Origin of the sequence: Kitasatospora humi (genome assembly GCF_020907985.1) — a bacterium.
Taxonomy (GTDB): domain Bacteria; phylum Actinomycetota; class Actinomycetes; order Streptomycetales; family Streptomycetaceae; genus Kitasatospora; species Kitasatospora humi.
The window spans coordinates 39,205-65,427 of record NZ_JAJJPA010000020.1 but is presented as its reverse complement, the minus strand read 5'-3'; the positions used below and the strand labels follow the sequence as shown (position 1 = coordinate 65,427).

The 26,223-nt window shown below is 70.0% G+C and carries 20 protein-coding genes, 4 tRNA genes and 3 pseudogenes; 13 read left to right on the top strand and 14 right to left on the bottom strand.

Annotation, left to right across the window (positions count from 1 at the left end; genetic code table 11):
* Positions 1–56 precede the first annotated feature (56 nt).
* The gene (locus tag LN042_RS19920) at positions 57–1,232 is read right to left on the bottom strand and encodes a Glu/Leu/Phe/Val dehydrogenase dimerization domain-containing protein (RefSeq protein WP_372495775.1); all 1,176 of its coding nucleotides are present in this window, start codon (positions 1,230–1,232) and stop codon (positions 57–59) included.
* Between the two features lie 179 nt (positions 1,233–1,411).
* Here LN042_RS19920 and LN042_RS19915 point away from each other — a divergent pair, with 179 nt between their 5' ends.
* Both LN042_RS19915 and bldC read left to right on the top strand, forming a co-directional pair.
* Positions 1,412–2,320, top strand: a complete 909-nt coding sequence (locus LN042_RS19915; RefSeq protein ID WP_230052628.1) for a DUF8083 family protein — start codon at positions 1,412–1,414, stop codon at positions 2,318–2,320.
* A 607-nt stretch (positions 2,321–2,927) separates the two neighbouring features.
* Positions 2,928–3,077, top strand: a pseudogene (gene bldC, locus LN042_RS19910) (developmental transcriptional regulator BldC); the annotation flags it as partial.
* Positions 3,078–3,655: 578 nt separating this feature from the next.
* Here bldC and LN042_RS19905 read toward each other — a convergent pair.
* Together LN042_RS19905 and hrpA are read right to left on the bottom strand one after the other, a co-directional pair.
* A tRNA-Asp gene (locus tag LN042_RS19905) sits at positions 3,656–3,732 on the bottom strand.
* A 155-nt stretch (positions 3,733–3,887) separates the two neighbouring features.
* Positions 3,888–7,853: an ATP-dependent RNA helicase HrpA gene (gene hrpA / locus LN042_RS19900; protein WP_230052627.1), complete on the bottom strand. Its 3,966-nt coding sequence runs from the start codon at positions 7,851–7,853 to the stop codon at positions 3,888–3,890.
* Positions 7,854–8,008: 155 nt separating this feature from the next.
* Between hrpA and LN042_RS19895 the strand changes: the two genes are divergently transcribed.
* Positions 8,009–8,590: a TetR/AcrR family transcriptional regulator gene (locus LN042_RS19895; RefSeq protein WP_230052626.1), complete on the top strand. Its 582-nt coding sequence runs from the start codon at positions 8,009–8,011 to the stop codon at positions 8,588–8,590.
* Positions 8,591–9,101: 511 nt separating this feature from the next.
* Positions 9,102–9,671 carry a hypothetical protein gene (locus LN042_RS19890; protein ID WP_230052625.1) on the top strand — a complete coding sequence of 190 codons (570 nt, stop codon included), beginning with the start codon at positions 9,102–9,104 and terminating at the stop codon, positions 9,669–9,671.
* Positions 9,672–9,909: 238 nt separating this feature from the next.
* Here LN042_RS19890 and LN042_RS37750 read toward each other — a convergent pair whose 3' ends face one another.
* Positions 9,910–10,038, bottom strand: coding sequence for a hypothetical protein (locus LN042_RS37750; protein WP_308191832.1), 129 nt, complete (start codon positions 10,036–10,038; stop codon positions 9,910–9,912).
* A gap of 471 nt (positions 10,039–10,509) precedes the next feature.
* Between LN042_RS37750 and LN042_RS19880 the strand changes: the two genes are divergently transcribed.
* Together LN042_RS19880 and LN042_RS19875 are read left to right on the top strand one after the other, a co-directional pair.
* The gene (locus LN042_RS19880) at positions 10,510–10,713 is read left to right on the top strand and encodes a cold-shock protein (RefSeq protein ID WP_230052623.1); all 204 of its coding nucleotides are present in this window, start codon (positions 10,510–10,512) and stop codon (positions 10,711–10,713) included.
* A gap of 348 nt (positions 10,714–11,061) precedes the next feature.
* Positions 11,062–11,376, top strand: a pseudogene (locus LN042_RS19875) (helix-turn-helix domain-containing protein); the annotation flags it as partial.
* Positions 11,377–11,636: 260 nt separating this feature from the next.
* On the opposite strand, the gene LN042_RS19870 reads toward LN042_RS19875, so the two are convergent.
* Positions 11,637–12,119, bottom strand: a complete 483-nt coding sequence (locus tag LN042_RS19870) for a DUF4265 domain-containing protein (RefSeq protein ID WP_230052621.1) — start codon at positions 12,117–12,119, stop codon at positions 11,637–11,639.
* A gap of 110 nt (positions 12,120–12,229) precedes the next feature.
* Between LN042_RS19870 and LN042_RS19865 the strand changes: the two genes are divergently transcribed.
* The 4 genes from LN042_RS19865 (at position 12,230) to LN042_RS19850 (ending at position 17,142) form a co-directional block, all read left to right on the top strand.
* On the top strand, positions 12,230–13,765 hold the full coding sequence (locus LN042_RS19865) for a hypothetical protein (protein ID WP_230052620.1): 1,536 nt from the start codon (positions 12,230–12,232) through the stop codon (positions 13,763–13,765).
* Between the two features lie 154 nt (positions 13,766–13,919).
* Entirely contained in the window at positions 13,920–15,980 is a 2,061-nt protein-coding gene (locus LN042_RS19860; protein ID WP_230052619.1) for a GNAT family N-acetyltransferase, read from the top strand.
* Entirely contained in the window at positions 15,977–16,453 is a 477-nt protein-coding gene (locus tag LN042_RS19855) for an ASCH domain-containing protein (RefSeq protein WP_230052618.1), read from the top strand. The genes LN042_RS19860 and LN042_RS19855 overlap by 4 nt, the downstream gene beginning before the upstream one ends.
* 56 nt (positions 16,454–16,509) lie before the next feature.
* Positions 16,510–17,142, top strand: a complete 633-nt coding sequence (locus LN042_RS19850; protein ID WP_230052617.1) for a hypothetical protein — start codon at positions 16,510–16,512, stop codon at positions 17,140–17,142.
* Between the two features lie 73 nt (positions 17,143–17,215).
* Here LN042_RS19850 and LN042_RS19845 read toward each other — a convergent pair whose 3' ends face one another.
* The 3 genes and pseudogenes from LN042_RS19845 to LN042_RS19835 form a co-directional block, all read right to left on the bottom strand.
* Positions 17,216–17,419 carry a hypothetical protein gene (locus LN042_RS19845; RefSeq protein ID WP_230052616.1) on the bottom strand — a complete coding sequence of 68 codons (204 nt, stop codon included), beginning with the start codon at positions 17,417–17,419 and terminating at the stop codon, positions 17,216–17,218.
* 218 nt (positions 17,420–17,637) lie between these two features.
* On the bottom strand, positions 17,638–18,054 hold the full coding sequence (locus LN042_RS19840) for a RelB antitoxin-like protein (protein ID WP_230052615.1): 417 nt from the start codon (positions 18,052–18,054) through the stop codon (positions 17,638–17,640).
* 334 nt (positions 18,055–18,388) lie between these two features.
* Positions 18,389–19,242 (bottom strand): annotated as a pseudogene (locus LN042_RS19835) (plasmid pRiA4b ORF-3 family protein).
* Positions 19,243–19,701: 459 nt separating this feature from the next.
* On the opposite strand from LN042_RS19835, the gene LN042_RS19830 reads away from it, so the two are divergent.
* Positions 19,702–20,835 (top strand): hypothetical protein, encoded by a 1,134-nt coding sequence (locus tag LN042_RS19830; RefSeq protein WP_230052614.1) that lies wholly within the window; start codon positions 19,702–19,704, stop codon positions 20,833–20,835.
* A 306-nt stretch (positions 20,836–21,141) separates the two neighbouring features.
* Here the strand turns inward: LN042_RS19830 and LN042_RS19825 are convergent, their stop codons facing one another.
* From LN042_RS19825 to LN042_RS19800, 6 genes are all read right to left on the bottom strand, one after another.
* Positions 21,142–21,534: a type II toxin-antitoxin system VapC family toxin gene (locus LN042_RS19825; protein WP_230052613.1), complete on the bottom strand. Its 393-nt coding sequence runs from the start codon at positions 21,532–21,534 to the stop codon at positions 21,142–21,144.
* A complete protein-coding gene (locus LN042_RS19820) occupies positions 21,531–21,758 on the bottom strand; it encodes a FitA-like ribbon-helix-helix domain-containing protein (RefSeq protein WP_230052612.1) in 228 nt (75 codons plus the stop codon). Before LN042_RS19820 ends, LN042_RS19825 begins: the two co-directional genes overlap by 4 nt.
* Before the next feature lie 142 nt (positions 21,759–21,900).
* A tRNA-Phe gene (locus LN042_RS19815) sits at positions 21,901–21,974 on the bottom strand.
* Positions 21,975–21,993: 19 nt separating this feature from the next.
* Positions 21,994–22,067 (bottom strand) — tRNA-Asp (locus LN042_RS19810).
* A 52-nt stretch (positions 22,068–22,119) separates the two neighbouring features.
* A tRNA-Glu gene (locus tag LN042_RS19805) sits at positions 22,120–22,192 on the bottom strand.
* Between the two features lie 147 nt (positions 22,193–22,339).
* Entirely contained in the window at positions 22,340–22,681 is a 342-nt protein-coding gene (locus LN042_RS19800) for a metallopeptidase family protein (protein WP_230052686.1), read from the bottom strand.
* A gap of 347 nt (positions 22,682–23,028) precedes the next feature.
* Between LN042_RS19800 and LN042_RS19795 the strand changes: the two genes are divergently transcribed.
* Positions 23,029–23,850: a hypothetical protein gene (locus tag LN042_RS19795; RefSeq protein WP_230052611.1), complete on the top strand. Its 822-nt coding sequence runs from the start codon at positions 23,029–23,031 to the stop codon at positions 23,848–23,850.
* 196 nt (positions 23,851–24,046) lie between these two features.
* Complete coding sequence (locus tag LN042_RS19790; protein WP_230052610.1) at positions 24,047–26,164, top strand: DEAD/DEAH box helicase; 2,118 nt, start codon at positions 24,047–24,049, stop codon at positions 26,162–26,164.
* Positions 26,165–26,223 lie beyond the last annotated feature (59 nt).

Below are 26,223 nucleotides of genomic sequence, written 5' to 3'. Positions count from 1 at the left end.
CGGGGGACAAGCGGGAATCCGGGTCCACATTGTGATCCGGAGCCGGTCACGGAGCGTCAGCCCTTGCGCGCGCCCGGCAGCAGGATCGTGCGCAGCGCGCTGATCTCGCGCATCCGGCGTTCGGCCAGCCGGTCGGCGGCGACCGCCGGGGGCACGCCGTCGGCGGCGGCCCGGGTGAAGATCTCCAGGGTGGTGTCGAAGATCTTGGTCGCCTTGTTCTTGGCGCGCTCGAAGTTGAAGCCGTCGATCTCGTCGGCCACCTGGATCACCCCGCCGGAGTTCACCAGGTAGTCGGGCGCGTAGAGGATGCCGCGGTCGGCGAGGTCCTTCTCCACACCCGGGTGGGCCAGCTGGTTGTTGGCCGCGCCGCAGATGATCGAGGTGCCGGCCGCGGTCAGCTGGGCCACCGTGTCGTCGTCGAGCGCGCCGCCCAGGGCGCACGGGGCGTAGACGTCCAGCCCGGCGCCGAGGAGCGCCTTGGTGTCGGCGACCACCTCGACGTCGGGGTGGGCGGCCCGGACCCGGTTGACGGCGGCCTCGGAGACGTCGGTGATCACCACGGTGGCGCCGTCGGCGACCAGGTGGCCGACCAGGTAGTGGCCGACCTTGCCGACGCCGGCCACGCCGACCCGCTTGCCGCGCAGCGTCGGCTGGCCCCAGCGGGCCTGGGCGGAGGCGCGCATGCCCTGGAAGACGCCGTACGACGTCAGCACCGAGGAGTCGCCGGCGCCGCCGTGCTCGGGGGAGCGGCCGGTGACGTAGTCGCACTCGCGCGCGACCACATCCATGTCCTGGACGTAGGTGCCCACGTCGCAGGCGGTGATGTAGCGGCCGTCCAGCGACTGCACGAAGCGGCCGTAGGCGCGCAGCAGGGCCTCGGACTTGTCGCCGCCCTCCGCCTTGGCCGTCGGGTTGCCGATGATCACGGCCTTGCCGCCGCCCAGGTCGAGCCCGGCCAGCGCGTTCTTGTAGCTCATCCCGCGGGACAGCCGCAGCGCGTCCTCCAGCGCCTCCTCCTCGGAGTCGTACTGGTGGAACCGGGTGCCGCCGAGGGCCGGGCCCAGGGCGGTCGAGTGGATGGCGATGATCGCCTTGAGGCCGGACGTCCGGTCGTGGCAGAGCACGACCTGCTCGTGCCCGTCGCCCGGGGTGCCGTCCTGTTCAGTACGGAAGATCCGGCTGAGCACGCCTGGTGCGGGGTGCGTCGCGGACTCGGTGCGTACGTCGGTCACTGTGGTGACTCCAGTATCTGCGGGCCCGCTGCTGTGGTACGGGCCATCTAGCGCGAAGCCTAGTCTGCGGGGGCTCCGCGGCGATCCCCCCGGACGGCGTCGAACGGCGCCCGGATCGGCCGGATTTGCATCGCCCGGTACCTCCCGCTCGGTCGGTGGCCCGTGCGACGATGCAGGACGTGACCGCTGTGCGCACCTCCGTGCTGCCGCCCTACGCCGCCCACCTGCGGGTGTACGAGCCCCTCGCGGCACTGCCCGAGCCGGACCGGGCCCGCTGGCAGGCCGAGCTGGCCGACCGCGGGCCTGACGCGGCCTCGGCCGACCAGCCGGTGGCGCGGGCGGCGCTCGAAGCACAACGGGAGGCGCTCGCCGAGCTGCTGCCCCGTCCCCAGTGCGCCGCGCCGTCCCCCGACGACGCCGGGTGGGAGAACGAGGGCGCCTTCGTGCGGGTGGTCGACGCGGTCGCCTACGTCTGCCCGTGGACCACCCGGCTGCGCAGTTGGCAGGCGCTGGAGGAGCTGCGGGACTCGCTGCCGGTGACACTGCTGGAGACCGTGCTGCCGCGGACGGTGCGGGAGCAGGCGCTGGCCGCACAGGCGCGCTGGCGCTCGGCGCACCCGGACGCCCGGCCGTGGATCCTGACCAGCCGCTGGGAGGTGCCGGTCCGCTGGTTCCTGCCGTTCGGGCCGGAGGACCGGCGGTACGTGCCCGCCGGCGGGCACGGGGAGGGCGGGGGCGCGGAGCCGGCGGCGTTGTTCTACCTGACGACCATGGCGCAGGCCCGCCGCCGGGTGGCACGCGGCTACCGGGTGCTGCGCGAGCAGTTGAGCGGCACCTCGCTGGCGGAGGGCGCCGAGGAGGTGGGTCGCTGGCTGGAGGAGTTCCATCCGCGCTCACTGGTGGAACTGGACTACGGGGGGCTGGTGCACGTGATGGGGGAGCAGACGCTGGCGGCGGACCAGTCGGCCGGTGAGCTGGCCGATGGCTTGGCGGCGCTGCGGGCGGGGGACGCCGACACCGCGGCACAGGTCTACGAGACGGTCACCGAGCGCTGGCGCCGGGTGCAGGCGCTGCGTCAGGCCAACTGACGGGGGCTCGGGTCGGCAGCAGGGGGCTGACGGGGGGTCAACGGGGGAGTCAGCGCGGGGGACGGGCGCGGGGAGCGCGCGGGCCGCCCGGCCGGGGCCGGGCGTGAGAGCGGGGGAGGCGGCTGGTGATGCCGGTGTGTCCGCTGGGTAGGAAAAGTGTTCGGGACCCTTGGGACCAAGGTCCCGGTTCCGGTCAATACTCCATTAACGTGACACTACTCACTGTTGACGCGAACTCATGGGTAACGGTAAAAATGGGACAAGCCACCCAAGTCTCATCATCCCTGCCCACTTTTGGGTGGATCCGGGGTCGATGTGCCCTTTGGGGGGAAACGATAGGTCTGGGAGTCCCATAACCGAATGTCGCTCTTCAGTGACTGTCCGTTATGGGATGGTCCATCGCCTTCCGTCGCTCTTGAACCCGTGAGGGGCCAATTTTGGCGGTTTGGTCGATGGGGCTGGACGGATGGTGTAGTTGTAGACACCAGGACAAGCCGTTCGTCCTATAACCGACTCGGTCCGCCCGTGCCATTTCGGGCATCGCGGGCCAAGGTGCAGAATTTGAAGGATAGAACCGCCCTGGTTCGGTTCTCCGAGGAGGCCGCTCATGACCGCTCGTACCCCTGACGCAGAGCCCCTGCTGACACCGGCAGAGGTCGCCACCATGTTCCGCGTGGACCCCAAGACGGTGACCCGGTGGGCCAAGGCGGGCAAGCTCACGTCCATCCGCACGCTCGGCGGCCACCGCCGCTACCGGTAGGCGGAGGTGCGGGCACTGCTGGCCGGGATTCCGGCTCAGCGCACCGAGGCCTGACGGCCGCGCGGCGGGCCGCTCATCCCGCCGTCGGCGCGTTGGCGCACAGCTGATCGAAGGGGCCGTCCCCTGGACTCCGCCGGGTCCGGGACGGCCCCTTCGGCGTACCCGGAGGCATTTCCCGCTCGCTCGTGCTGCCGGCGCGTTCTCGGAAGCCTATCCGCCGTCCAGGCCATGCTGACATGAGTATCAACCATTTCATGACTGTCAGTTGACCGGAAAATGGCGGAACAATGGATATCCGTTGCGACTCCTGGGGCGCCAGGAAATCCCCGGTGACCGGGGGTGGGAATGCGTCGAAACTCTGTACAATTTTACATATTAAATGACCGTTGCCTCAGGGTGGGTCCCAGCTCACGAAGTTCAAGGAAAGATAAGTGACGACTGTCACAGCCGGTGCTCTTGTGGTCTGGACCTGGCTGCCGATAATGCCGCCTGACGACTCGTCGAGCCGCTCGGCGGTGCGGGCGGGGCCGAAACGACGAGAGGCCCGGAACCTGACGGCTCCGGGCCTCTCGCACTGGCGACCCTGACGGGACTTGAACCCGCGACCTCCACCTTGACAGGGTGGCGAGCTAACCAACTGCTCCACAGGGCCAGGGATTTCACTGCTCGTGGCAGTGATTTTGCCGCTGCTCTCGGCGGCGACAAGACAGATCGTACTGCATCCGGGGCCCCCAGGTCGAACCGGCCGATCCGAGCCGCCCGGCCCGACCTGGGACGCAGGCCCGCCGACCCGTGGCGGGCCCGTCCTCAGAGCGCGGCGCGGGCGGCGTCCATCGCCTTGATGATCCGCTTCTCCGAGACCGGAGCCGGCGTGCCCAGCGACTGCGCGAAGAAACTCACCCGCAGCTCCTCGATCATCCAGCGGACCTGCCGCACCTCCTCGGGGGGCTGCTGCCCCGCCGGCACGGCCGCCAGCAGCTCGCCGTAGGCCCGCTGCACCTCCTGCACCTTGTACAGGTTGTTCAGGTCGCGCTGCGGGTGGTTGGGCAGCGCCTCCAGCCGCCGGTCCACCGCGATCAGGTAGCGCTTGACGTCGGCCAGCCGCTGCCAGCCGGTCGCGGTGACGAAGCCCGGATGCACCAGCGAGGCCAGGTGCAGCTTGACGTCGTTCACCGCGGAGAGCAGCACCGGGCTCTGCACCGTCTTCAGCCGGTTGCCGGCCCGGTGGTAGGCGATCAGCGCGGAGGCCGTCTTCAGCGTGGTGTCCGCCGACAGCTCGTACAGATCGGCCCGCACCGCGTCACGGAGCTTGGCGAACGACTCGGCGTCCCAGGCCACCCCGCCGTTCAGCGCCATCAGGCGGTCGGTGGCACAGGCGGTGATGTCCTCGAACAGCGCCGGCACGGAACCGTGCGGGTTGTAGGAGAGCGCCAGTTTCGCCTGGTTGCCCAGCCGGGCCTGGATCTGCTTGGCGGGGGAGTTGCAGGTGAGCAGCAGCAGCCGCCGGGTGCCCTGCCACATGGCCTGCGCCTGGGCCTGCGGGGTGTCGTAGAGCTTGATCGACACGCTGTCGCCATCGTCGGTCAGCGCCGGGTAGGCGCGCAGCGAGTGGCCCCGGGAACGCTGCTCGAAGGTGCGCTGGAGCTGCGGCAGGTCGGCCGGCCAGGCGGTCAGTCCGGCGCGCTCGATGCCCCGGCCGCTGGCGGCCGAGGAGAGGGTCTCCTTGAGCTTGGGCTTGAGCTTGAGGCGCAGCTCCTCCAAGTCCTTGGACTCGGCCAGCTTGCGCTTGCCGTCCACCACCCGGAAGGTCACCTTGAGGTGCTCCGGCACCCGGTCGTCGTCCCAGGCCTCCGACGGGATCGGCACCCCGGACATCCGGTGCAGCACCCGTTCCAGGCTGGGCAGCAACGGCTCCTGGCGGTCGGTCAGTTCGCGCAGTGCCGCCTTGGCGAAGTCCGGCGCCGGCACGAAGTTGCGTCGGATCGCCTTGGGCAGCGCCCGGATGTACGCGGTGACCAACTCGCCGCGCAGGCCCGGGATCTGCCAGTCGAAGCCCTCGGCGGACACCTGGTTGAGCACCGGCAGCGGGATGTGCACGGTCACGCCGTCCGCGTCGCTGCCCGGCTCGAACTGGTAGGTCAGCTTGAAGCGGAGCTTGCCCTGCTGCCAGTAGTCCGGGTAGTCCGCCTCGGTGACGCCGTCGGCGGCGTCGTTGATCAGCATCGACTTCTCGAAGTTGAGCAGGTCGGGCTGGTCGTGCCGGGCCTTCTTCCACCAGGCGTCGAAGTGCCGGGTGGAGACGATCTCCTCGGGCAGCCGGGCGTCGTAGAAGTCGAACAGGGTCTGGTCGTCCACCAGGATGTCGCGGCGGCGGGCCCGGTTCTCCAGTTCCTCGACCTCGTCGAGCATCCGGCGGTTGGCGGCGAAGAACTGGTGGTGGGTCTCCCAGTCGCCCTCCACCAGGGCGTTGCGGATGAACAGCTCGCGGCAGAGCTCCGGATCGATCCGGCCGTAGTTGACCCGGCGTTGGGTGACGATCGGTACGCCGTAGAGGGTGACCCGCTCGTAGGCCATGACCGCGCCGGCCTTCTTCTCCCAGTGCGGCTCGCTGTAGGTGCGCTTGATCAGGTGGGCGGCGAGCGGCTCGATCCACTCCGGCTCGATCTTGGCGTTGATCCGCGCCCAGAGGCGCGACGTCTCCACCAGCTCGGCCGACATCACCCAGCGCGGCGGCTTCTTGAACAGGCCGGAGCCCGGGAAGAGCGCGAACCGGGCACCGCGGGCGCCGCCGTACTCGCGCTTCTCCACGTCGAACAGGCCGACGTGGGAGAGCAGTCCGGCCAGCAGCGACTGGTGGATCCGGTCGGCGTCCGGCTCGGCTTCGTCATGGGCCTCTTCGATGGTGACGCCCAACTGCTTCGCCACGGTGCGCAGTTGGACGCAGATGTCCTGCCACTCCCGTATCCGCAGGTAGTTGAGGAACTCGGCCTTGCACATCCGGCGGAACGCGGAGGAGGAGAGCTCCTTCTGCTGCTCCCTGACGTACCGCCACATCGCCAGGTACGAGAGGAAGTCGGAGGTCTCCGAGGTGAACCGGCGGTGCCGGTCGTCGGCCGCCTGCCGCTTCTCGGAGGGGCGCTCGCGCGGGTCCTGGATGGAGAGCGCGGCGGCGATCACCATCACGTCGCGCACGCAGCCGTTCCGGTCGGCCTCCAGCACCATTCTGGCCAGGCGGGGGTCGACCGGCAGCTGGGCCAGCTTGCGGCCGAGCGGGGTGAGGCGCTTGCGCGGGTCCTGCTGCTCCGGGTCGAGCGCGCCGAGCTCCTGCAGCAGGTTGACGCCGTCCTTGATGTTGCGGGAGTCCGGCGGGTCCAGGAAGGGGAAGGCCGAGATGTCGCCCAGGCCGGCTGCGGTCATCTGCAGGATCACCGAGGCCAGGTTGGTGCGCAGGATCTCGGCGTCGGTGAACTCCGGCCGGGAGAGGAAGTCCTCCTCCGAGTAGAGCCGGATGCAGATGCCGTCGCTGGTGCGGCCGCAGCGGCCCTTGCGCTGGTTGGCGCTGGCCTGGCTGATCGCCTCGATCGGCAGCCGCTGCACCTTGGTGCGGTGGCTGTAGCGGGAGATCCGGGCGGTGCCCGGGTCGATCACGTACTTGATGCCGGGCACCGTCAGGGACGTCTCGGCGACGTTGGTGGCCAGCACGATCCGGCGTTTGGTGGAGCGCTGGAAGACCTTGTGCTGTTCGGCGGAGCTCAGCCGGGCGTAGAGCGGCAGCACCTCCGTGAACTTCAGGTTCAGCTTGTTGAGGGCATCGGCGGTGTCGCGGATCTCGCGCTCGCCGGAGAGGAAGACCAGGATGTCCCCCGGGCCCTCGGCCTGCAGCTCCTCGGCGGCGTCGCAGATCGCCTGGATCTGGTCGCGGTCGCGGTCCACCTCGTCGGATGCGTCGGCCTCGTCGGTGTCGTCGACCAGCGGGCGGTACCTGACCTCGACGGGATAGGTGCGACCGGAGACCTCGACGATCGGGGCGTCGCCGAAGTGGCGGGCGAACCGCTCCGGGTCGATGGTCGCCGAAGTGATGACCACCTTGAGATCGGGGCGGCGGGGGAGCAGCTGCTTGAGGTAACCGAGGATGAAGTCGATGTTGAGGCTGCGCTCGTGCGCCTCGTCGATGATCAGGGTGTCGTACTGGCGCAGCTCGCGGTCGGTCTGGATCTCGGCGAGCAGGATGCCGTCGGTCATCAGCTTGACCAGGGTGTCCTGGCCGACCTGGTCGGTGAACCGGACCTTCCAGCCGACCGTCTCGCCGAGCGGGGTGCCGATCTCCTCGGCGACCCGCTCGGCCACCGTGCGGGCGGCGATCCGGCGCGGCTGGGTGTGGCCGACCAGGCCCTTGACGCCGCGGCCCAGCTCCAGGCAGATCTTCGGGATCTGGGTGGTCTTGCCGGAGCCGGTCTCGCCCGCGACGATCACCACCTGGTGGTCCCGGATCGCTGCCAGGATCTCGTCCTTCTTCTGACTGACCGGCAGCTCAGCAGGGTAGTGGATCGCGGGGACGGCCTGGCGGCGCTGCGCGAGCCGCAGCTCGGCGCGCTCGATCTCGGTGGCCAGCTCGGCGGCGATGGCCGCGCGCGCCTCGGATTTGCGGACCCGTCGCGCTCCGTCCAGCCGGCGGCCGATCCGCTGCTGGTCGCGCAGCATCAGCTCGGGCAGCCGGGCCGCCAGCTCCCCGATGGCGGGGGCGTCGGCGGATCGGGCGGCGGGGGAACTCATCGCGGGCATCCCTCAAGGGTCGCAAGGAGGGGCGGGGGACCGCACCTCGGTTTTCTGGGCCCGGCCATCTCCGGGGGCCCATCAAGTGTCACACTCGCCAGCTGGATAAACCGCTTGGCTGATCCGCTCGGTCAAGAAGGGCTAGCCTTTCCGCCATGGGAAACCGCGAAGACCTCCTGGCCGGCGCCGCCCAGTGCCTCAAGGAGAAGGGCTGGGCCCGCACCACCGTGCGTGACATCGCAGCGGCCGCCGGCGTGAACCACGCCGCGATCGGCTACCACTTCGGCTCCCGGGACGCGCTGCTCACCGCGGCTTTCGTGCAGGCGATGGACGAGTGGGGGCAGGCGCTCGGCGCGGCCATGGCGGCCGCCCTCGACCCGGCGGTCGACGAGGGCGACCGGTACCAGGAGCTCTGGCGCCAGATGATCAGCTCGTTCGGTGACACCCGCAGGCTCTGGCTCGCCTCCATCGAGGCCCTGGTGCAGGCCGAGCACGATCCGGCGCTGCGGGAACTGCTGCTGGACGCCCAGCGTCAGGGCCGCCGGGGCCTGGCCGCCGCCCTGCTCGGGGAGCCGGAGGAGACCGTCGACGAGGGTGCGGCGCGCACCGTCGGCGCCGTCCAGAACGCGCTGCTCGTCGGGATGTTCACCCAGTGGCTGCTGGACCCGGCGGGCGCACCGAGCGCCGAGGAGGTCCTGGCCGGCGTGCGGGCCGTCGCGAAGCTGGCCGGCGACTGACGCCGGGGCGCCGGCCCGCACCGGAGCCACCGTCCACCGGGACGCTGGTGCCGGTGCCGGTGCCGGTGCCGGTGCCGGTGCCGGTGAGGTGGCCGGCCGACCGCTCCCGGCTGCCCCGGCGCAGGCGCGGAACCGGATCACGCCGGGCCGCCTCCTCCGGCCGGGCCGAGCGGCCCGGCGGGACCCCGTCGAGCGGCACGGCCCGCTGGGTGCCCGGCAGCACCCCGGTCCTGTCGGCGTCGACCGACCGAGCTGGGTCGGGTCGGATCGGCGGACCGTGGAGCCAGTCCACGGACCGATCCCAGCAGCAGAATTGACTGAACGTCACGACCCGGCCGGAAAGCCGCCGGTATCATGTCGCCGATCCCCATGGGCTGTTCGGCGCGGCCCTCCCCGGCCCGCCGCACTGCCGGGTGCATCGGAAGATGCTCTCCCGGGTCCTCTCCGACGACGACGCCCCGCACCCGCACGGGTGCCACGTTGGCAAGGCGAGCGGAAGAAGGAGCACGACGTGATCGTCACCCTGATCATCGCCTGCGAAGTCGGCTTCTGGGTGCTGCTGGCCGCCGGACTGGCCGCCCGCTACCTGCTGAAGCTGCGGCGCACCAGCGTCGCGGTGCTGCTCTGCGAGCCGCTGCTGGAGGTCGTGCTGCTGATCGTGACCGCGGTGGACCTGCGGGACGGGGCCAAACCGAGCTGGGAGCACGGGCTGGCCGCGCTCTACATCGGCTTCACGGTGGCCTACGGGCACTACACGGTCCGCTGGCTGGACGGGCACGCCGCGCACCGGCTGGCTGGTGCTCCGAAGCCGCCGGGGCCTCCCAAGTACGGCATGCCACGGGCCAAGCACGAGGGCAGGCTCTGGCTGCGCTCGCTGCTCGCCGCGGCGGTGGCCTGCGGGCTGCTGCAGTCGGCCGTCCTCTACGTGGGCAGCGGCACCCCGGCGGCGGGCCCGCTGCGGCTGTGGCAACTGGTCGCGCTCCGTACGGTCGGCATCCACGGGGTGATCGCCCTCACCTACCTGCTGTGGCCCAAGAAGGCGCCGGCCGGGTCGGCCCAGGGCTCGCGGGCCGACGACTGACCGTCGTTGCCGGCCGCCATCCACGACCTCCGCCCCGGCCCCGCGCGCAGCACCCGGCTTCCGTGCGGGACAGCCTGAAGGTCCGGGTGAGCCGCCGACGGCCGCTCACCCACGGAGAGTGCGCCGCGTCGCTCCGCCCCTGCAGCGCCGGACCGGGGGCGGACCAGGACCGGGGCCGTGACGGCAGGCGGAGACGCCGGGGCGGCCGGTGCGGCCGGGCCCGGGATCCCCGTTCGGATCAGAGGAGGAAGAGCTTGGTGAAGGGCGCGGAGATCCGGACCCGTTGCGAGCCGAAGTCGACGACCACTGCGGTGCCGTCGCCCTCAACGGTGATGGCCCGGCCGAGGCCGTACTGGTCATGAGACACGCGATCTCCGACGGCGAACTGCTTGAGCGGAGCCGGGGGCGGCGCAGCGCGGAAGGGGCTGGTGGGCAGGTGGCGCCTCGAGGCGGGTGATTTTGGCATCCCCACCAGTATGCGCCCATTGCGACGCGATGGCGCCGGGACCGAGCCACCGAATTTCTCCGATTTTTGGATCTTCGGTATCAGAGGCCGGACGGCAGGTGAACGGCGTGGGACGGCCGCCCCCGCCGCTCCCTACGGCCACCGGGCCCAGGGCGCGCCGGAGCAACGCGCCTTGAGAAGTCCCCCCGTTCGTCTCTCGACCCTGCTACAGTCGAGTCAGTTGCAGTTGTGGTTCCCATGAACTTTGTGTGCGCCTGCTGGTTGTGACCGCAGGCGCATTTTTGTTTACCGGCTATTCCCGGTCGGGTCATCATCGCGGCGATGCAGGCTCGCGACGTGCGAGTTTTGGACATCCTCCTGAGGAGATTTTTTATGGCTAATGGCACTGTGAAGTGGTTCAACTCGGAAAAGGGCTTCGGCTTCATCGAGCAGGAGGGTGGCGGCCCCGACGTGTTCGCCCACTTCTCGAACATCAACGCCAGCGGCTTCCGTGAGCTGCTCGAGGGCCAGAAGGTCGAGTTCGACGTCACGCAGGGCCAGAAGGGCCCGCAGGCGGAGAACATCCGTCCCCTCTAGGACTTTCCCCTGCCCGGCGCCTGCCGGGCCGCAGGGCCCGCACCGTGCAAGCGCACGGTGCGGGCCCTGCCGCGTTTCACGACCGAGCGAACACACCCGCCCGCACGGGCTCCGGCACTTGTTCGCCGCCTACGACCTCGCCGAGAACCAGCTCGCCAACGGCCGGCCACGCTCCGCGACCGGTGCCGGCACCTGCCCGGCCTGCTGCCCCGGCTCGACGACCGGGCGCTGCGCGGCTGACGCCGCCCCGCGCGCTGCGCGGCTGACGCCGCCCCGCGCGCTGCGGGCGCTTTCCACGAACCGCCATGTCCCGCCGGCAAACTCGGGCACAGCGGTCAGCTTCGCCGCTCGCGCCGCCTGAGGAGAGTCATGGACTACGGACGGCAGTTTGTCGGCCGATCTGCGAGCGAAGGCAACTGGGAATTCTCACAGGCCGAACTCTCCCGGCGGGTCGCCATGACACAGCCCGGCATCTCCCGCCTGGAACCAGCAGGCACGACACCGACCCCTCCTCTCCTGGCGCGGCTCGCCGAGGCGCTGGAAGCGGACCTCGACATTCGCCTGGCCCCGCTGGACGGAAGGGACGACGATGCGCTTCGTGCCTCGCCATCATGCCGACGCTGCGTGACGGCAGTGGCGAGTGACGTTGACCAGGAGGTCTGACCGTCCGCCGTCGCGTTGGCGTCAAGCGACACGACAATGCCCCCGAAGGAGCTGCTTCGAGGGATCGTGCCTGGTCAAGGCTGGTGGCCAAGGCTGGGGTCGAACCGGCGACCTTCCGCCTTTCAGGCCAATCCGGGGCGGTGGAGTGCCCTAGTTTGGGTGATTCTGCCGTCCGTGGACGGCTGCCCTTGGACGTCGCCATCCGGGCCGGTTGGCGTCGGCGTTGGCGTCAACCGGCAGGGCTCTGCCTTGGGCGCACGTCATGCCGTGAACGGCTTGACGTGCGCCCACTCCCAGAAGGCCCGCCCTTCGGCTACCTCGCGTTCCATGATCTGGAACAACTGGTCCGCCTGCGCCCGCGGAGGGAAATCCACGGCGACATGGCGATCGCCGCTCCATTCGCTGAGGAGGCCGGCAGCGGTGATCTCGGCCTGGATATCGCTGATCACCCGATGCAGCTCTGCCTGGTCCGAGCGGGGCATCAGGAGCATGCGAAGGACTCGGTGCCCGGACGAAGTGACCACTTCGGAGACACGGTCGTCGCCCGAGAGGCGTACCTGGTCGCCGAGAGCGAGGCCGTAGGCGCGAAAGGGGACGCACGCAACGGCAAAGAGGTCACCATCGAGCGGACGCAGCCAGAGCTGCTCCAGCTGACCATCGAGTCCGAACGGAGCCAGATCAGCGTGGGCTATGTAGTTGCGCTCAGCTCGACCGACCGGTTCGTCGTGGACGATGAACTCCACCGCGTGCTCCTTCGATGTCTCATGAGCCTGGCGAACATGGTCTCGCGAGCGATGTGCAGAGGCATCGCCGGGGGCGGGGAGCCTGCGTCCGTACTGCTACCGTCCCCGTCATGACCGGCCACCGTGCACTTCGGCTCCTTCGCGAGCGTCCGGACCTTGCGCAGCTCGCGGCCTACCCGTTCAACGTGGACATTGACCGGGCAGATCATGTCGAGGAGGTGCGGCTGGCGTCCGGTGCTGCGCTGGAGGCGGTTGCAGGCGATGACACGGGCGGGACGTACTTCGTTTGTGCGGACGGTGCGGTGTTGTACGCGGGCTCCGAAGGCGAGGCGGGGCTGATTGCCGACAGCGTGGACGGGGCCCTGGAGGTGCTGATCGGTCTTCCGTGCTGGCATGACTACACCGATCTCGACCCGCAGGCCGACGACGTCGAGTTGGCGGCGAAGGTCGCCGAGTCGGAGGAGGAGTTCTCTGAGTACTACGGCCCGGATCTCGATGCCGACCGAGACGCGCTGCTGGCAGCTCTGGGCCTGCGCCGCTTCCCGCAGCCGGAGTTGATCCGGCGCCTGCAACGGTCCCTGCTGCGTACCGAGCCCGACCATCTCCTCCTGAACGCGGAGGGGCTCTGCGCCTACACGCTGATGGACCGGCTGCCGCGCCCCCCGCTGTGGCAGACCGTGCTTGCTCCAGGCCGGTCCGACCTTGCTCTTATGCGCGCTGACCCCGTGAACTGGCCGGAGGTGGCAGGAAGTCCAGCGCGCCGGGTGACCGCGCTGCGCGCGGCTCAGTACGACCGGCAGGAGGCGGATCTGCCCTTCTTGCGCGAGTTGCTCCGGTGTGAGGCGCGCCATGGCGCCACGGAGGAACTGCGCCTGGCCGCCGTACTGGTGGGCCTACACGGCCAGGTCGAGGATCACCAATTCCTGCAGTCGCTGCGCGAAGGCAACGTCGACGCCTATGGTCATCTGGGTGGCTTTCCCGACACGCCACGGGATCTGAGCCGTTGGGCTGCCGAGTTCGACCAGTCCAACTACGGCGAGGAGCCAGCGGATGAGTCTGAGCTGACCTGGGCCGAGCTCGCCCGCCGCCAAGGTCGGATCGAACTGGCCCGGTGCGCGCTGATTCGCCTGCTCGACGATGCCGGCCCGCGCGACGAGCAACTCCTCGGCCAACTCGCCCGTGAACTCGCCAAGCTCGGGGACTACGCCCAGGCCGCTCGCGCGAGGCACCTGAACGCGTCACTCCAGGACGATCCCTGGAATCGTGGCTCGGCCCTGGCCGACCTGGCCTCGCTGCAGCGACGCGCGGGAGAGATCGAAGCAGCGTGGAGTTCCCTGCAGAAGGCCGTCAGCGCGTTCGACGGCCCTTCGTCGCCACCCGTCACGGACCAATTGGCGCTCGATCTCGATCTGCCGGAATCGAGGCCCAGGGCGGTCGACTGGCGTGCTCTGGGCCTTGGCCTGAGCCTCGTCGAAGAGCATCTCCTTCTCGCTCGCGCGGCTGTGTCGGGCGGCTTGACCACGGTTGCCAATGCCTCGTTCACCGCCGGGAACGCCCTGCTGCGCGACGTGCCCCGGCCCACCGCAGCACTCCAGCGGATGGCACGAGAGACGGCAGTGACGCTGGTCGACAGCCGTACGAGGTAGGAGTTCGCCACGCTGCGATCGGTCGCACGGATCTGGCGCGCGCGCCAGAGTCGTTCGCACTAGGAGCAGAGAGTCCTTCCAAGGTTTAGGTGCCTCCTGATTCAGACATGGCTGAGGGGGAGGCTGCTCGGTGCGGCCCGGTGGAGGGGGTCCGATGGGGATCAAGGTCGTGTCGGTGTCTGCGGCGCACGAAGAGTTGCTGGCCGCTTCAATCGCGCTCGGTGACCGGTACACCAAGACGCTGGGGCTGATGACACCACCCGCCTACACGAAGATGGCGGACGACGGCGGGCTTCTTGCGGCCGTCGAGGGTGACGCGGTGGTCGGCTACGCGTTGTTCGGCTTGCCGAAGCGAACGCCGCATGTTCGGCTGGCTCACCTGTGCGTGGCCCAGGAACACCGGGGCAAGGGCATCGCTCGACTGCTGGTCGAGACGATCCGGGCCCACCACGGGCAGCGTTTCGGCATCAAGGCGAAGTGCCGACGCGACTACGGGCTCACCGGGATGTGGACCAAGCTCGGGTTCATCCCGCGCGGCGAGGTGAAGGGCCGCAGCAAGCGGGGCCACGTGCTGGACGCCTGGTGGCTGGACTTCCGGCATCCGAGCCTCTTCGCCGAGGTGGACAGCGACGCGCAGCTGACCGTCGCAATCGACCATGGCGTCTTCGCAGATCTTCGCGGGCAGGCACCGTCCTCGGAAGCGGCCGAGTCCCAGGCACTCGAAGCCGGCTGGATGACCGATCTGGTCGAGCTGGTCTTCACCCCGCAGCTCTTCCAGGACATCCGGGATGTCGAGGACACAGCCGAGCGCGGTCACCAGCGCGCGGCTGCCGCCGGCCTGCGCGACATCAATCCCGATCCGGAAACCGTGGCACTGCGAAGCAGCCAACTGCTGGACGCGGCGGTCAAGGCCGCTCTCGACCTTCCCGGGCAGACGGAGCTGGAGCAGCGGCTGCGATACGTCGCCGAGGCCGCAGCCGCCGGAGTACACGTGCTGGCCACTCACGACCCGCTGCTGACGAGGCTGGCCGATGTCGCGTGGAACGTCAGCGGAGTCCACATCGTGGCTCCGGCGGACGTCGCGCTGCACGTCGATGAACTGCGGCAGGCTCAGGTGTACCGGCCGGCAGATCTCCTGGGCACCGAGTTCCGGATCAGCGAGGTCGCACCGGGGGGCGAGGCTGAACTGGTCGCTTTCTTCGATCAGTCGAGCAGCGACTCGGGCTCGGACTTCGCGAGCCGCCTCAAGGGTCTGGAGCAGGACCCACTCAGCTGGCGCCGCGAGCTCATCCGCGACGGCGACGGGCACCCGGTCGCGTTGTACGCCTGGGCAGTTGATGGCCGAGCGCTCCGCATCTCGGTTCTGCGCACCGCTACCCACGCGTTGGAGGAGACGCTTGCCCGACAGGTACTGTTCACACTGAAGCGGGCCGCCCGTTCGTGCGGCGCTCATGTCGTGCACATCACCGACCCGTTCACGTCGACCGCCGCACGGGCTGCGGCACGCGACGACGGCTTTCTCGATCACGGGGCTGGGCAGGCGGCGCTAGTGGTGGATGTCTGTGGAACCGCCGAGGCCGTCACCGAAGCTGCCGATGCTGCAGCGCGAGAGCTGGGCATGAAGGCGTTGGCCCTTCCGGCCGGGCTTCCGGCCGAGGTCGCCGGCGTCGTCGAGCGATCGTGGTGGCCGGCGAAGGTCATGGACTCCGAGCTGCCGTCGTTCATCGTCCCGATCGAACCGGTCTGGTCGACCGAACTGTTCAACGTGCCGGCGTCACTGCTGCCTCGGCGGAACGAGTTGGGGATCAGCAGGGAGCACGCCTACTACCGGTCTCCGGGGCACCGCGGCGAGAGCGTTCCAGCCCGTCTCCTCTGGTACGTCAGCCAGGGGCCCTCCAGCCAGGAAGGGCAGATGGTGATCGGCTGCTCTCGGCTTGAGCAGGTGGTCGTCGACACAGCAGAGGCCTTGTTCGCCCAATTCGAACACTTGGGCGTATATGGTCTGGGGGAGATCCGCAGAGTCGCCAACTCCGCGTCAGGTACGGCCATGGCTCTGCGCTTCTCGGACACCGAGCTCTTCCCCAAACCAGTGACGTACCGACGCTTGCTCTCCCTGAAGGAGGGGCTGGGGCTACCGTTGTCCGTGATGTCGCTGACGAAGATCGACAACAGGCTGTTCGAGGCGGTCTACCAGGAAGGGCACCGGCCGACGTGAACGAGGAACGCGCACTCCTGCTCTCAGTCCACCCGCGATTTGCGACCGCGATCCTCGCGGGCAGCAAGACCGTCGAGGTGCGTCGGCAGCGAGTCGCCGTTCCCCCCGGAACCCCCGTCGTGATCTACGCCACGGCACCCACGATGGCCTTGGTCGGCACCGCTCGCGTCGCTTCCGTTCATGTCGGATCCCCGAGTGAGGTTTGGGCTGCCAGCCGATCCCGCACGGGAATCACCCGACGCGAGTACGACGAGTACATGAGTGGTGCCGCCCAGGCCAGTGGCCTCACGCTGGAGGAACCGGTCACCTTCGAGGAGCCCGTCACACTCAGCGCCTTGAGGTCCGCCGGAACGTTCCACCCTCCGCAGAGCTACCGATACTTGCCAGGCGAAGCCCTCCGGCAGATGGCTGAGGTTTCTCCTGCAGCCGGACCGGCCCTCCTCGGCGTTCTGGATACTCCGGCGCTCGCGTAGCACGCCGCAGCTGGGGTGATCGACCGTTCGGTGCCCGGTAAGACCCGCTGGGGGTCATGCCGGGTACCGGTGTCGCGGTATGGGAAGACAGGCGGCTGGTCCGTTCCTCGACTGCTGCGCTGGCGATCTGTCGGCTCACCGCGCCGCAGCGAGCGCTTGCAGACTTCCTTCGTGTCGACGCCGACCTGCTCGCGGTCGCCGCCAAGAAGGAGTTGGCACCGCTGATCCCAGTGCTTCCCGAGAAGGAGAAGAAGGACCTCCTGCTGCGCCTGGCACTGGGCGATGAGCCTCAATCGGGAGCCGAACTCCTTCGCCGCCTGCGCGGCGAGCCGCCCGTCGCGACGGTGCCGGGGCAACGCTCCGTCGCCGAACTGCTGGACGCTGCCCACACGCTGGCCACCGACCGCCGGCAGCGTGCCGAGCGGGTTCGAGTCGAGGCACGGGCAGAGAAGCTGACCGCTTTGGCCGCCGACGAGGAAGCGATCTGGCGCGAGGCCGAGCACCACGTCGCCCGTAAGCAGACGGCCCGTTACGACACCGCCGTGACCCTCCTGGTCCAGCTCCGTTATGCCTGTGACCACGTCGGACGCGGCCTGGAGTTCCGGCAGCGGCTGGCCGCGCTCCGCGACGATCACCGGCACCTGCCCGGCCTGCTGCGCCGGCTCGACGACCGGGCCCTGCGGGGCTGACGCGCCTGTCCGTCCCGCTTGTGGAGTTCGCTGAGAGATGCCACCAGCCCCAGGCGGCGAGCCGGCAATCGGATCAGTGGCCCTCGGTCCAGAACTGCTGGAGTCGTGCGATCGCCTGGGCCTTGTTCAGCTCGGCGACCTGGCCCTCGGTGAGTCCGACGCGGTTGATCAGCAGGTGGACCAGATCTGCGGGAAGGGCGTCGCGTGGTGGCTCCGGCGCGCCCCGATCGGGGAGCGTGCCGTCCAGGACACACGGCCAGAAGACATCCTCCGTCACGTCCAGCTGATCACGGAGGATATGTGCCCACATACCCGCGCCGTACGCGGTGCGGTCGACGGGGTGTGACACCCGAGTACGCAGGATCCGCCCATCAGGGAGCCCGAACTCGTAGGTGATGTGGTGGGTGCCGGTGCGACCCCGCCCGTCACGTACGCGATCCCAGCCCTCAACCATGCAGAACTGCTCGTGCCGTTCGCGGGTCGGCTGAGGCCAGGTCACTTCGCGACTCCGAGCAGCCAGTCGCGGAGCTGCGCGTCATCGCTGAGACCGATCAGCTGGACCAGGCCCCAGTTGTCGCGGTGGTTCGGAGCGCTCAGGAGTCGGTCCTGCCAGTCCTCCGCGTACTCGCGGAGCGCGTCGATCATCTCGTCGATGGCCTCGTCGAACGTGCCGCCGTCCGCCGCGACCGGCAGACCGGGGAAGAACACCGACCAGCCGCCGCCCTCTGACACTACCTCGGCCTTGGACGGACACAGCAGCGTGAGGGCGTGGCGCAGCCGCCCCGCGTCGACCACCGCCGCGTATCCGGTGTCCCGGCGAACGGTCGCGACCCGGCCTTGCCCGGCTGCGTCGAGCAGATCCTTCAGATGTGCGCGGGCTTCCGTGTAGCTCTCGTAGTGGACCGCTGTCATTGGGGCCTCCTCGTCCGAGAACCAGGGTCGCGCCGATCGTCAAGTACGTCAAGTACGTCAAGTACTTCTCGCAAGGGATGGCGGTGACCGTCCGCCGCGCCGTTGGCGTCAAACAACACGAAAATGCCCCCGAAGCGGGCTGCTTCAGGGGCATCGTGCCTGGTCAGGCGTTGTGGCCAGAGCCGGGGTCGAACCGGCGACCTTCCGCTTTTCAATGTTGACATGCCCTTTTTGAGCGGTCCTGCCGCCCGTGGAAGTGCGGCTTCGGCCGTCATCGTGCATGGCGGTCGGCGTCAGCACTGGCGTCAACCGGAGCCACCGGATCGGACCGTGGTCACCAGTCGAGAGCGCGCAGTCGTCGGTTGGTCTCGCACAGGTGGAAGTGGGTCGGGTCGAAGTCGGCTGCTGTCTTGAGGCCGAGCCAGCGCAGCAGGGCCTCGTGCTCCGGGTGGGCACAGTCGCCGAGTGCCTGCTTGAGGTCGTCGTATTCGGGCGCGCCGCCGCAGTCCTCGGGCGGGCAGGCTCCTGCCCCGCCGCTGCACAGTGGGTAGTGGTGGCCCGCCCCGGCAGCCACTTGGCGCTCGACGAGGATGCGGTGCTCCCATGAGTCGCCGAAGTCGTAGGTGTAGTCGAAAGACTCTCCCTCCTTGACCACGGAGTCCATGGCGGTGGCGTTCTCGTCGACGAAGTCGAGTTCGGAGGAGGGATGGCCGTAGTCGACGCCTCTGACGTCGAACGCGTATGGCAGTTCCGCCAGCCCATGGCGGCCTGGATGGCCAGGTGCAGTCGGTCGAGGCGGAGTCCGGCCGGGACCTGAACCCGGCGCCAGACGGTGGGCTGTTCCACATCGGCGAGTTCGATGCGGAGCTGGTAGACGGGATCGCCGGAGCGCGGTTCCCCGCGCAGCCGGGCCAGGGCTCGACGGCCCGGCGAGGTGAGGGCGACGGCATCGCCGACGCGCTGGACCGCGCCGAGGCCTACGAGCGTCGCGAGCACGCGGTCCACGTCGCGGTCGTCGCTCTGCCGCAGCAGCCGGAGGCGGTCCTCGGGGAGATTGTCGAGGACGAAGAAACCGGAGACCTCGTCCCACACCGCAGCCTGAAGCTCCCGCTCGGGAACCAGGTCGTCGGTGGCATACAGGCTCGTCAGCAGCACCCGGAGCCCGGCCGGGTACTCCTCCGCGAGCATCGAGCCGAGCCACCCGGAGGGGAGCACCGCCTCGCCGATGCGCGGCAGGGCCTGCCTCGAACAACACGTCGAGGATGCGCTCGGTATCTTCCAGTACGCGCGCGTTCTTCTTCACGGACACCAGGCGGCCGCCGGCGACCCGCAGCAGCCGGGCCGCCTTGGCACATTCCACCAGCAGGTTCAGGTAGTACAGCTCCTGGCTGGACTTTGTCTTGAAGGTCCTGTCACCGATGGCCGGGTCGATGGTGTCGCCGGTCTCCAGGAGCGCGACCAGGGCCCGCGCACCGCGAGGGTGACCTTGCCCTTCTGGGTGAGCTTGCGTCCCGGCCGATCCAGCTGACGAGACCTCGGATCTGCTCGACGGTGCGTGGCCGCTCGGGGTCCATCATCGGTTCCCGTCTGCCTCGGGTTTGACGGATTCCACCATCGAGGATCGACAGACCAGCTAGGGTCACGGCGATGAGTGAGTACCAGTACTACGAGTTCCTGGCGATCGACCGGCCGCTGACCCGCGAGGAGCAGGAAGAACTGCGATCACTGTCGACCCGGGCCCGGATCACCGCGACCAGCTTCACCAACGAATACCAGTGGGGCAACTTCCGGGGCGACCCCAGGCGGATGGTGGAGCAGTACTACGACGCTCATCTCTACCTGACCAACTGGGGCACCCACCAGGTGATCCTGCGCGTGCCCAAGGGACAGCTCACACAGCGAGCGGTGGAGCCGTACTGCTTCGACGAGTGTTTCGAGGCATGGACGACCAGGACCCATCTCATCCTCGACCTGCGCAGTGAGGACGAGAGCGGAGACTGGGACGAGGGTGCCGAGGACTCGCTCGGCGCCATCGCCGGGGTTCGTGCCGAGCTGGCCTCCGGGGATCACCGCGCCCTGTACCTCGCATGGCTGTCCGGCATCGGCGCCTGGGCACTCCAGGACGACGACGAGGAGGCTTACCAGGCATCGGTCGAGCCCCCGGTTCCGGCTGGGCTCGACCGACTCACCGCACCGCAGCGAGCGCTTGCGGATTTCCTGCGTGTCGACGCCGACCTGCTGGCGGTTGCTGCCAAGGCCAGCCCGCCCGCCCCCGCACCTCGGAAGAGGCCAGGGAAGGAGGAGCTGACGCCGCTGATCGCGGCGCTTCCCGAGGCGGAGAAGAACGACCTCCTGCTGCGTTTGGCACTGGGCGATGAGCCTCAGCTGGGAGCCTCACTCCTGCGCCGACTGCGCGGCGAACCGCCTGTCGCGACGGTGCCGGGGCAGCGCTCCGTCGCAGAACTGCTGGACGCAGCAAACGCGCGAGCCACCGAACGCCGGCAGGATGCCGAGCGGGTTCGAGCCGAGGCGCAGGCGAAGAAGCTGACCGCTCTGGCGGCCGACGAAGAAGCGGTCTGGCGCGAGGTCGAGGACCACGTCGCCCGTAAGCAGGCGGCCCGCTACGACGTCGCCGTGGGCCTTCTGGTCGAGCTCCGTGACGCCTGTGACCACGTCGGACGCAGCCTGGAATTCCGGCAGCGGCTGGCCGCGCTCCGTGACCGGTACCGGCACCTGCCCGGCCTGCTGCGCCGGCTCGACGACCGGGCTCTGCGGGGCTGACGCCCGTCCTTTCCGCATCCGGGCGCGCCGTGGGACACCGGTGGGCCCGGATGCAACCCGGCGGTTGGAGTCGCCCCCGTCCTGGAGGCGGGGAACGGGACGACGGTCATCGAGAAGGTCCGCAGGAGCGTGGCCCCAAGCGTCTGCCGCCACTGTCCAGGTCGCGACCGTGCCACGGTAGAGGACCGAGCACGGCCCAGGCGCTGGCGAGCGCGTTGCCGGTCGGCCGTTGACCTCCGCACCTGACTCGCCGGCGAAGCAGCTTCCGAAGGCGCGTCGTGATGGACTCGGCGGCCCGACTGGGCGTCAGTTGATCACTTCGATGACGCACTGTGCCCCGGAGCCTCGCTGCAGCTTGGCGTCGCCAGTGACCAGGGGTACGCCTAGATGCTCGGCGAGGGCTACAGACGCGGCGTCATATGCGTTGAAATTGCCTCGGAGTTCCCAGATCCGCGGCAGGAGCTCCGTGTGCTGGGCCCGCTGAATCGGCAGTGAAGGCAGCAGCCGAAGTGCGCGATCCGCGTCGGCGAACTCGATCTTTCGGCTGAGTAGAAGTCCTCGGACGGCGCTCGTGGCCTCGATGTCGATCAGTGCCGGGGCGGCGAGGCGTTCTCCCGAAATCCGGCTCGCGCAGGCCTTCCCGACCGGACCCCGATCAACCAGCGCGGCCACGAGGACCGAGTTGTCGATGACAATCACTCGCCGCGGCCCTCCCGCTGTGCGGCGAGGATGTCGGCCATCGAGACACTGCTCGACAGGTTCTCGCGGGCAGCGGTCAACACCTCCTCGACGGTCGGTTGCGCAGCCTCCTGCTCAAGTCGTAGCCGGAGGTACTCCTGCAGCGATCGTCCCGACTCGTCTGCGCGCCGACGCAGTATCGCGTAGGCCTCGTCGTTCAGGTTCCTGATCTGCACAGTAGCCATGCATGCATAGTAGCGCTGGACGGCCTTGAATTCAGCGCTACAGTCTGGAGGTCTGACCGTCCGCCGTCCCGTTGGCGTCAAACAACACGAAAATGCCCCCGAAGCGAGCTGCTTCGAGGGCATCGTGCCTGTTCAGAGTGGGTGGCCAGGGCCGGGGTCGAACCGGCGACCTTCCGCTTTTCAGGCGGACGCTCGTACCAACTGAGCTACCTGGCCGCGTCCCTTGCGGGACGAGCGATCCTGACGGGACTTGAACCCGCGACCTCCACCTTGACAGGGTGGCGAGCTAACCAACTGCTCCACAGGACCTTGGCGAAACCTTGCGGCTCCGACTGTACTGCATGTACTGCGCTTTACTGCGTGCCCCCAACGGGATTCGAACCCGTGCTACCGCCTTGAAAGGGCGGCGTCCTGGGCCACTAGACGATGAGGGCTTTCGGCCCGCCTACTGTTCTCCAGCGGTCGGGGACGTGAGAAGCATATGGGATGCGGGCGCGAACGCCAAAACGGATTGATCCTGGCCGACGCGACCGGGTGACGACCCGGCCAGGTCGGGTCGGGTCAGGTCAGGTCAGGTCGGGTCAGGACCAGCCGAGCTCGTGCAGTTCGCGGTCGTCGAAGCCGAAGTGGTGGGCCACCTCGTGGATGACGGTGGTGCGGACCTCGTCGACCACGAGTTCCGCGGTGTCGCACAGGCGCAGGGTGGGGCCGCGGTAGATGATGATCCGGTCGGGCAGCACGCCGGCGTACCACTCGCCGCGCTCGGTCAGCGGGGTGCCCTCGTAGAGGCCGAGCAGTTCGGGGGTGGCGGGGTCGGGCTCGTCCTCCACGAAGACCGCGACGTTGTCCATCATGGCCGCCAGCTGCGGGGGGATCTGGTCGAGGGCGTCGCTGACCAGACTCTCGAATTCTTCCCGGCTCATCTCCACGCGCCCATTGTCGACGGGCAAGTGAGGGAGCGCCAGATCATCGGCAACGGGCGGCCGTCCCGCGCGTGTCGCGGAGCCGGTACGGGCCGCCCCGCGCGGGTCGCGGAGCCCCACGGGCCGTCCCGTGCGGTTCGGGTGGGGGCGGCACCGGTCGTCGCACCCCCTCCGGTGGGGAGGGCGTGGGGTCGGCAACGGGTGCTGCGTGGGGATCCGCGTGGCGTCGGCGCGCGCGCCGGGTCGTGCGCACGGTCGCCCGTGTCCCCGCGGCCGCTCGGGCGTTGGGCACCGGAAGGGCCGTCGGTTGCGCGGCCAGGGCGGGGCGGCCAGGAGAGGCGGCGGCAGTGGTTCCGACGAAGACGAAGGCGAACTGGGTCCGGGTGACGGCGACCGGGGCGTCGAAGGCGGGCACCCGGTTCCGGATCCGGCCGGGCAGTCGGTTCGCCGCCGGTGGTGGAGCCGCCGGCCGGCAGCCGTCGGTTGCGGCGGTGGTGCGGCAGGCCCGGGTGGTGCACGAGGTCGGCCGGCCCGAACGGGCGGCCGTCTTCCGGACGATGGCGGTGCGCACCGCGGTGCTGGCGCTGTCCTCGTTGAGCGCGGCGGGGTGCATGGCGGTGGGCTCCGGCACGGACCAGCAGCCGGTCGCGCACGCTTCCGGGGTGGCCAGCCCGAGCGGCCGGGTCTCCGGGGCGCCGGTGGCGAACCATCAGCCCGGGCGTCCTGGGCGGACCGGGCGCGGCGCGGGTGCGTCGGCGGCGAGCAGCGGTGCCACGGTCGGCGCGTCCACGGCGTCCGGGCCCGTGCCGGCCGGCGGCGAGGCGGTGCAGCCGAGCGACCCGGGCCCGGGTGTGTCCCCGGCACCCGCCGTGCCGGGGAGCGTGGTGCCCGTGCCCCCGCAGTCCGGGGCGGGCGGCGGACCGGCGGCGCCGTCCGGGCGCACCGGCGGCGTCGCGGGCGGCGGCGGCAGCCAGGTGCCGAGCTCCGGCGGTCCTGGCGCGACGGGCGGGGGCGGCCCCTCGGCCACGGCGCTCCCGGCGCCCTCGGCGTCCAGCCACCCGAGCCCGTCCACCGCCCCCACCACGGTGCCGGCGCCGACGGCCAGCGGCTCGGGATCGGTCAGCGGCCCGGGATCCGCGACCCGACGCGACGGATCGGTCGCGCATTAGATGGTTGGCCAGCGGGTTTGCCTTTGCTCCGACGGCTCCTCTATGGTGGTAGATCGTTCGTTTGATCCATTTGACTGGCGCCCTGATCCCATTTCGGCGCCCTTGGCGCGTTCCGGCGATCCGTGGCTGACCGCATTGAGGCGGTTGTAACTCAGAACCCCGGACTTTGGCGCGTGCCACTTCCGGAAGGTTTTGTATGTCCCTCGTTGACGACGCCCGCTTCGTCATGCCCGCTGACGCCCAGATGCTCGACGCCGACGCCACCACGGACACCGTCGACCCGGCCGCCGCCGACGACGCGCAGCCCGCCGAGCCCACCCTCACCTTCGGCGACCTCGGTCTGCCGGAGGACGTGGTGCGCACCCTGGCCCGCCGCGGTGTCACCACCCCGTTCCCGATCCAGGCCGCGACCATCCCGGACGCGCTGGCCGGCAAGGACGTGCTGGGCCGTGGCCGCACCGGCTCCGGCAAGACCCTGAGCTTCGGCCTGCCGCTGCTGACCCGCCTCGCGGACGGCGAGCGGACCCGCCCCAAGCACCCCCGCGGTCTGATCATGGTGCCGACCCGTGAGCTGGCCATGCAGGTGGCCGACGCGCTGGAGCCGTTCGGCTCGGTGCTCGGCCTGCGCCTCAAGGTGGTCTGCGGCGGCACCTCGATGTCCAACCAGATCTACGCCCTGGAGCGTGGCGTCGACATCCTGGTCGCCACCCCGGGCCGCCTGCGCGACCTGATCAACCGCAATGCCGCCAAGCTCGACGACGTCCAGGTGGCGGTGCTGGACGAGGCCGACCAGATGGCCGACATGGGCTTCCTGCCCGAGGTCACCGAGATCCTCGACCAGGTCCCGGCCGGCGGTCAGCGGCTGCTCTTCTCCGCGACCCTCGAGAACGAGATCGACACCCTGGTCAAGCGCTACCTGACCGACCCGGTGACCCACGAGGTCGACCCGTCGGCGGGCGCGGTGACCACCATGACCCACCACATCCTCGTGGTGAAGCCCAAGGACAAGGCGCCGATCACCAACGCGATCGCCGCCCGCAAGGGCCGCACCATCATCTTCGTCCGCACCCAGATGGGTGCCGACCGGGTCGCCGAGCAGCTGATCGAGGCCGGCGTGAAGGCCGACGCGCTGCACGGCGGCATGACCCAGGGCGCCCGCACCCGGGTGCTGGGCGACTTCAAGGACGGCCTGGTCAACGTGGTCGTCGCCACCGACGTGGCGGCCCGCGGCATCCACGTGGACGGCATCGACCTGGTGCTCAACGTGGACCCGGCCGGCGACCACAAGGACTACCTGCACCGCTCCGGCCGCACCGCCCGGGCCGGCCGCTCCGGCACCGTCGTCACCCTGGTGCTGCCGCACCAGCGCCGCGGCGTCTTCCGCCTGATGGAGGACGCGGGCGTGGACGCCTCCCGGCACATCCTGGACCGTGCCTTCGACCCCGAGGTGGCCCGGATCACCGGTGCCCGCTCGCTGGTCGAGGTCCAGGCCGAGAGCGCCGCGGGCATCGCCGGTGCCGCCGAGCGCGAGGTGGCCGCGCTGGCCCGCGAGCTGGAGCGGGTCACCCGCCGGGCCGCCGAGCTGCGCGAGGAGGCCGACCGCCTGGCCGCCCGGGCCGCCCGGGAGCGGGCCGAGCTGGGCATCGAGGAGGCCCCGGCGGCCGAGGCCGACGAGCCGACCGCCGACGAGACCGCGCCCGCCGTGGCCGTCGAGGAGCAGCGCGAGGTGCGCGAGGTCCGGGAGATCCGCGAGCCGCGCGAGGAGCGGGCGCCGGCGTACCGGGAGCTGCGCGGCGAGCGGCCGTCCTTCGGTGGTGGCCGGGACCGTGACGACCGCGGTGGCCGTTCCTTCGGTGGCGGCCGTGACCGCGACAGCCGTGACAACCGGGGCTTCGGCGGTCGTGACCGTGACGACCGCGGCGGCCGTTCCTTCGGCGCCGGCCGGGACCGTGACAACCGGGGCTTCGGTGGCCGGGACCGTGACGACCGGGGTGGCCGTTCCTTCGGTGACCGTCCGGCCCGTTCCTTCGGTGACCGTGACAACCGCGGCTTCGGTGACCGTGACAACCGGGGCTTCGGTGGCCGGGACCGTGACGACCGGGGTGGCCGTTCCTTCGGTGACCGTCCGGCCCGTTCCTTCGGTGACCGCGACAACCGCGGCAGCAGCCGTCCGTTCTCCCGCCGCGACGACCACCGCTCCGGCGGCCGTCCGCAGGGCGGTGGCTACGGCGACCGGGCCGGCCGCTCCTACGGCGACCGCGCGTTCGGCGACCGTGACAACGGCGGCGACCGCAAGCCGCGCTGGAAGAACTGACGCCCGGTCGGCTTGCCGCTGACGGGTGTTGAAGGCCCGCTCCACTCCGGTGGGGCGGG

What these genes read in the sequence shown, in the direction of transcription:
- hrpA (WP_230052627.1), bottom strand. Translation starts at nt 7,853, where the DNA reads ATGAGTTCCCCCGCCGCCCGATCCGCCGACGCCCCCGCCATCGGGGAG.
- LN042_RS19830 (WP_230052614.1), top strand. Translation starts at nt 19,702, where the DNA reads ATGAGTGAGTACCAGTACTACGAGTTCCTGGCGATCGACCGGCCGCTG.
- LN042_RS19790 (WP_230052610.1), top strand. Translation starts at nt 24,047, where the DNA reads ATGTCCCTCGTTGACGACGCCCGCTTCGTCATGCCCGCTGACGCCCAG.
- LN042_RS19800 (WP_230052686.1), bottom strand. Translation starts at nt 22,681, where the DNA reads ATGAGCCGGGAAGAATTCGAGAGTCTGGTCAGCGACGCCCTCGACCAG.
- LN042_RS19840 (WP_230052615.1), bottom strand. Translation starts at nt 18,054, where the DNA reads ATGACAGCGGTCCACTACGAGAGCTACACGGAAGCCCGCGCACATCTG.
- LN042_RS19865 (WP_230052620.1), top strand. Translation starts at nt 12,230, where the DNA reads ATGACCGGCCACCGTGCACTTCGGCTCCTTCGCGAGCGTCCGGACCTT.
- LN042_RS19880 (WP_230052623.1), top strand. Translation starts at nt 10,510, where the DNA reads ATGGCTAATGGCACTGTGAAGTGGTTCAACTCGGAAAAGGGCTTCGGC.
- LN042_RS19860 (WP_230052619.1), top strand. Translation starts at nt 13,920, where the DNA reads ATGGGGATCAAGGTCGTGTCGGTGTCTGCGGCGCACGAAGAGTTGCTG.
- LN042_RS19895 (WP_230052626.1), top strand. Translation starts at nt 8,009, where the DNA reads ATGGGAAACCGCGAAGACCTCCTGGCCGGCGCCGCCCAGTGCCTCAAG.
- LN042_RS19820 (WP_230052612.1), bottom strand. Translation starts at nt 21,758, where the DNA reads ATGGCTACTGTGCAGATCAGGAACCTGAACGACGAGGCCTACGCGATA.
- LN042_RS19850 (WP_230052617.1), top strand. Translation starts at nt 16,510, where the DNA reads ATGCCGGGTACCGGTGTCGCGGTATGGGAAGACAGGCGGCTGGTCCGT.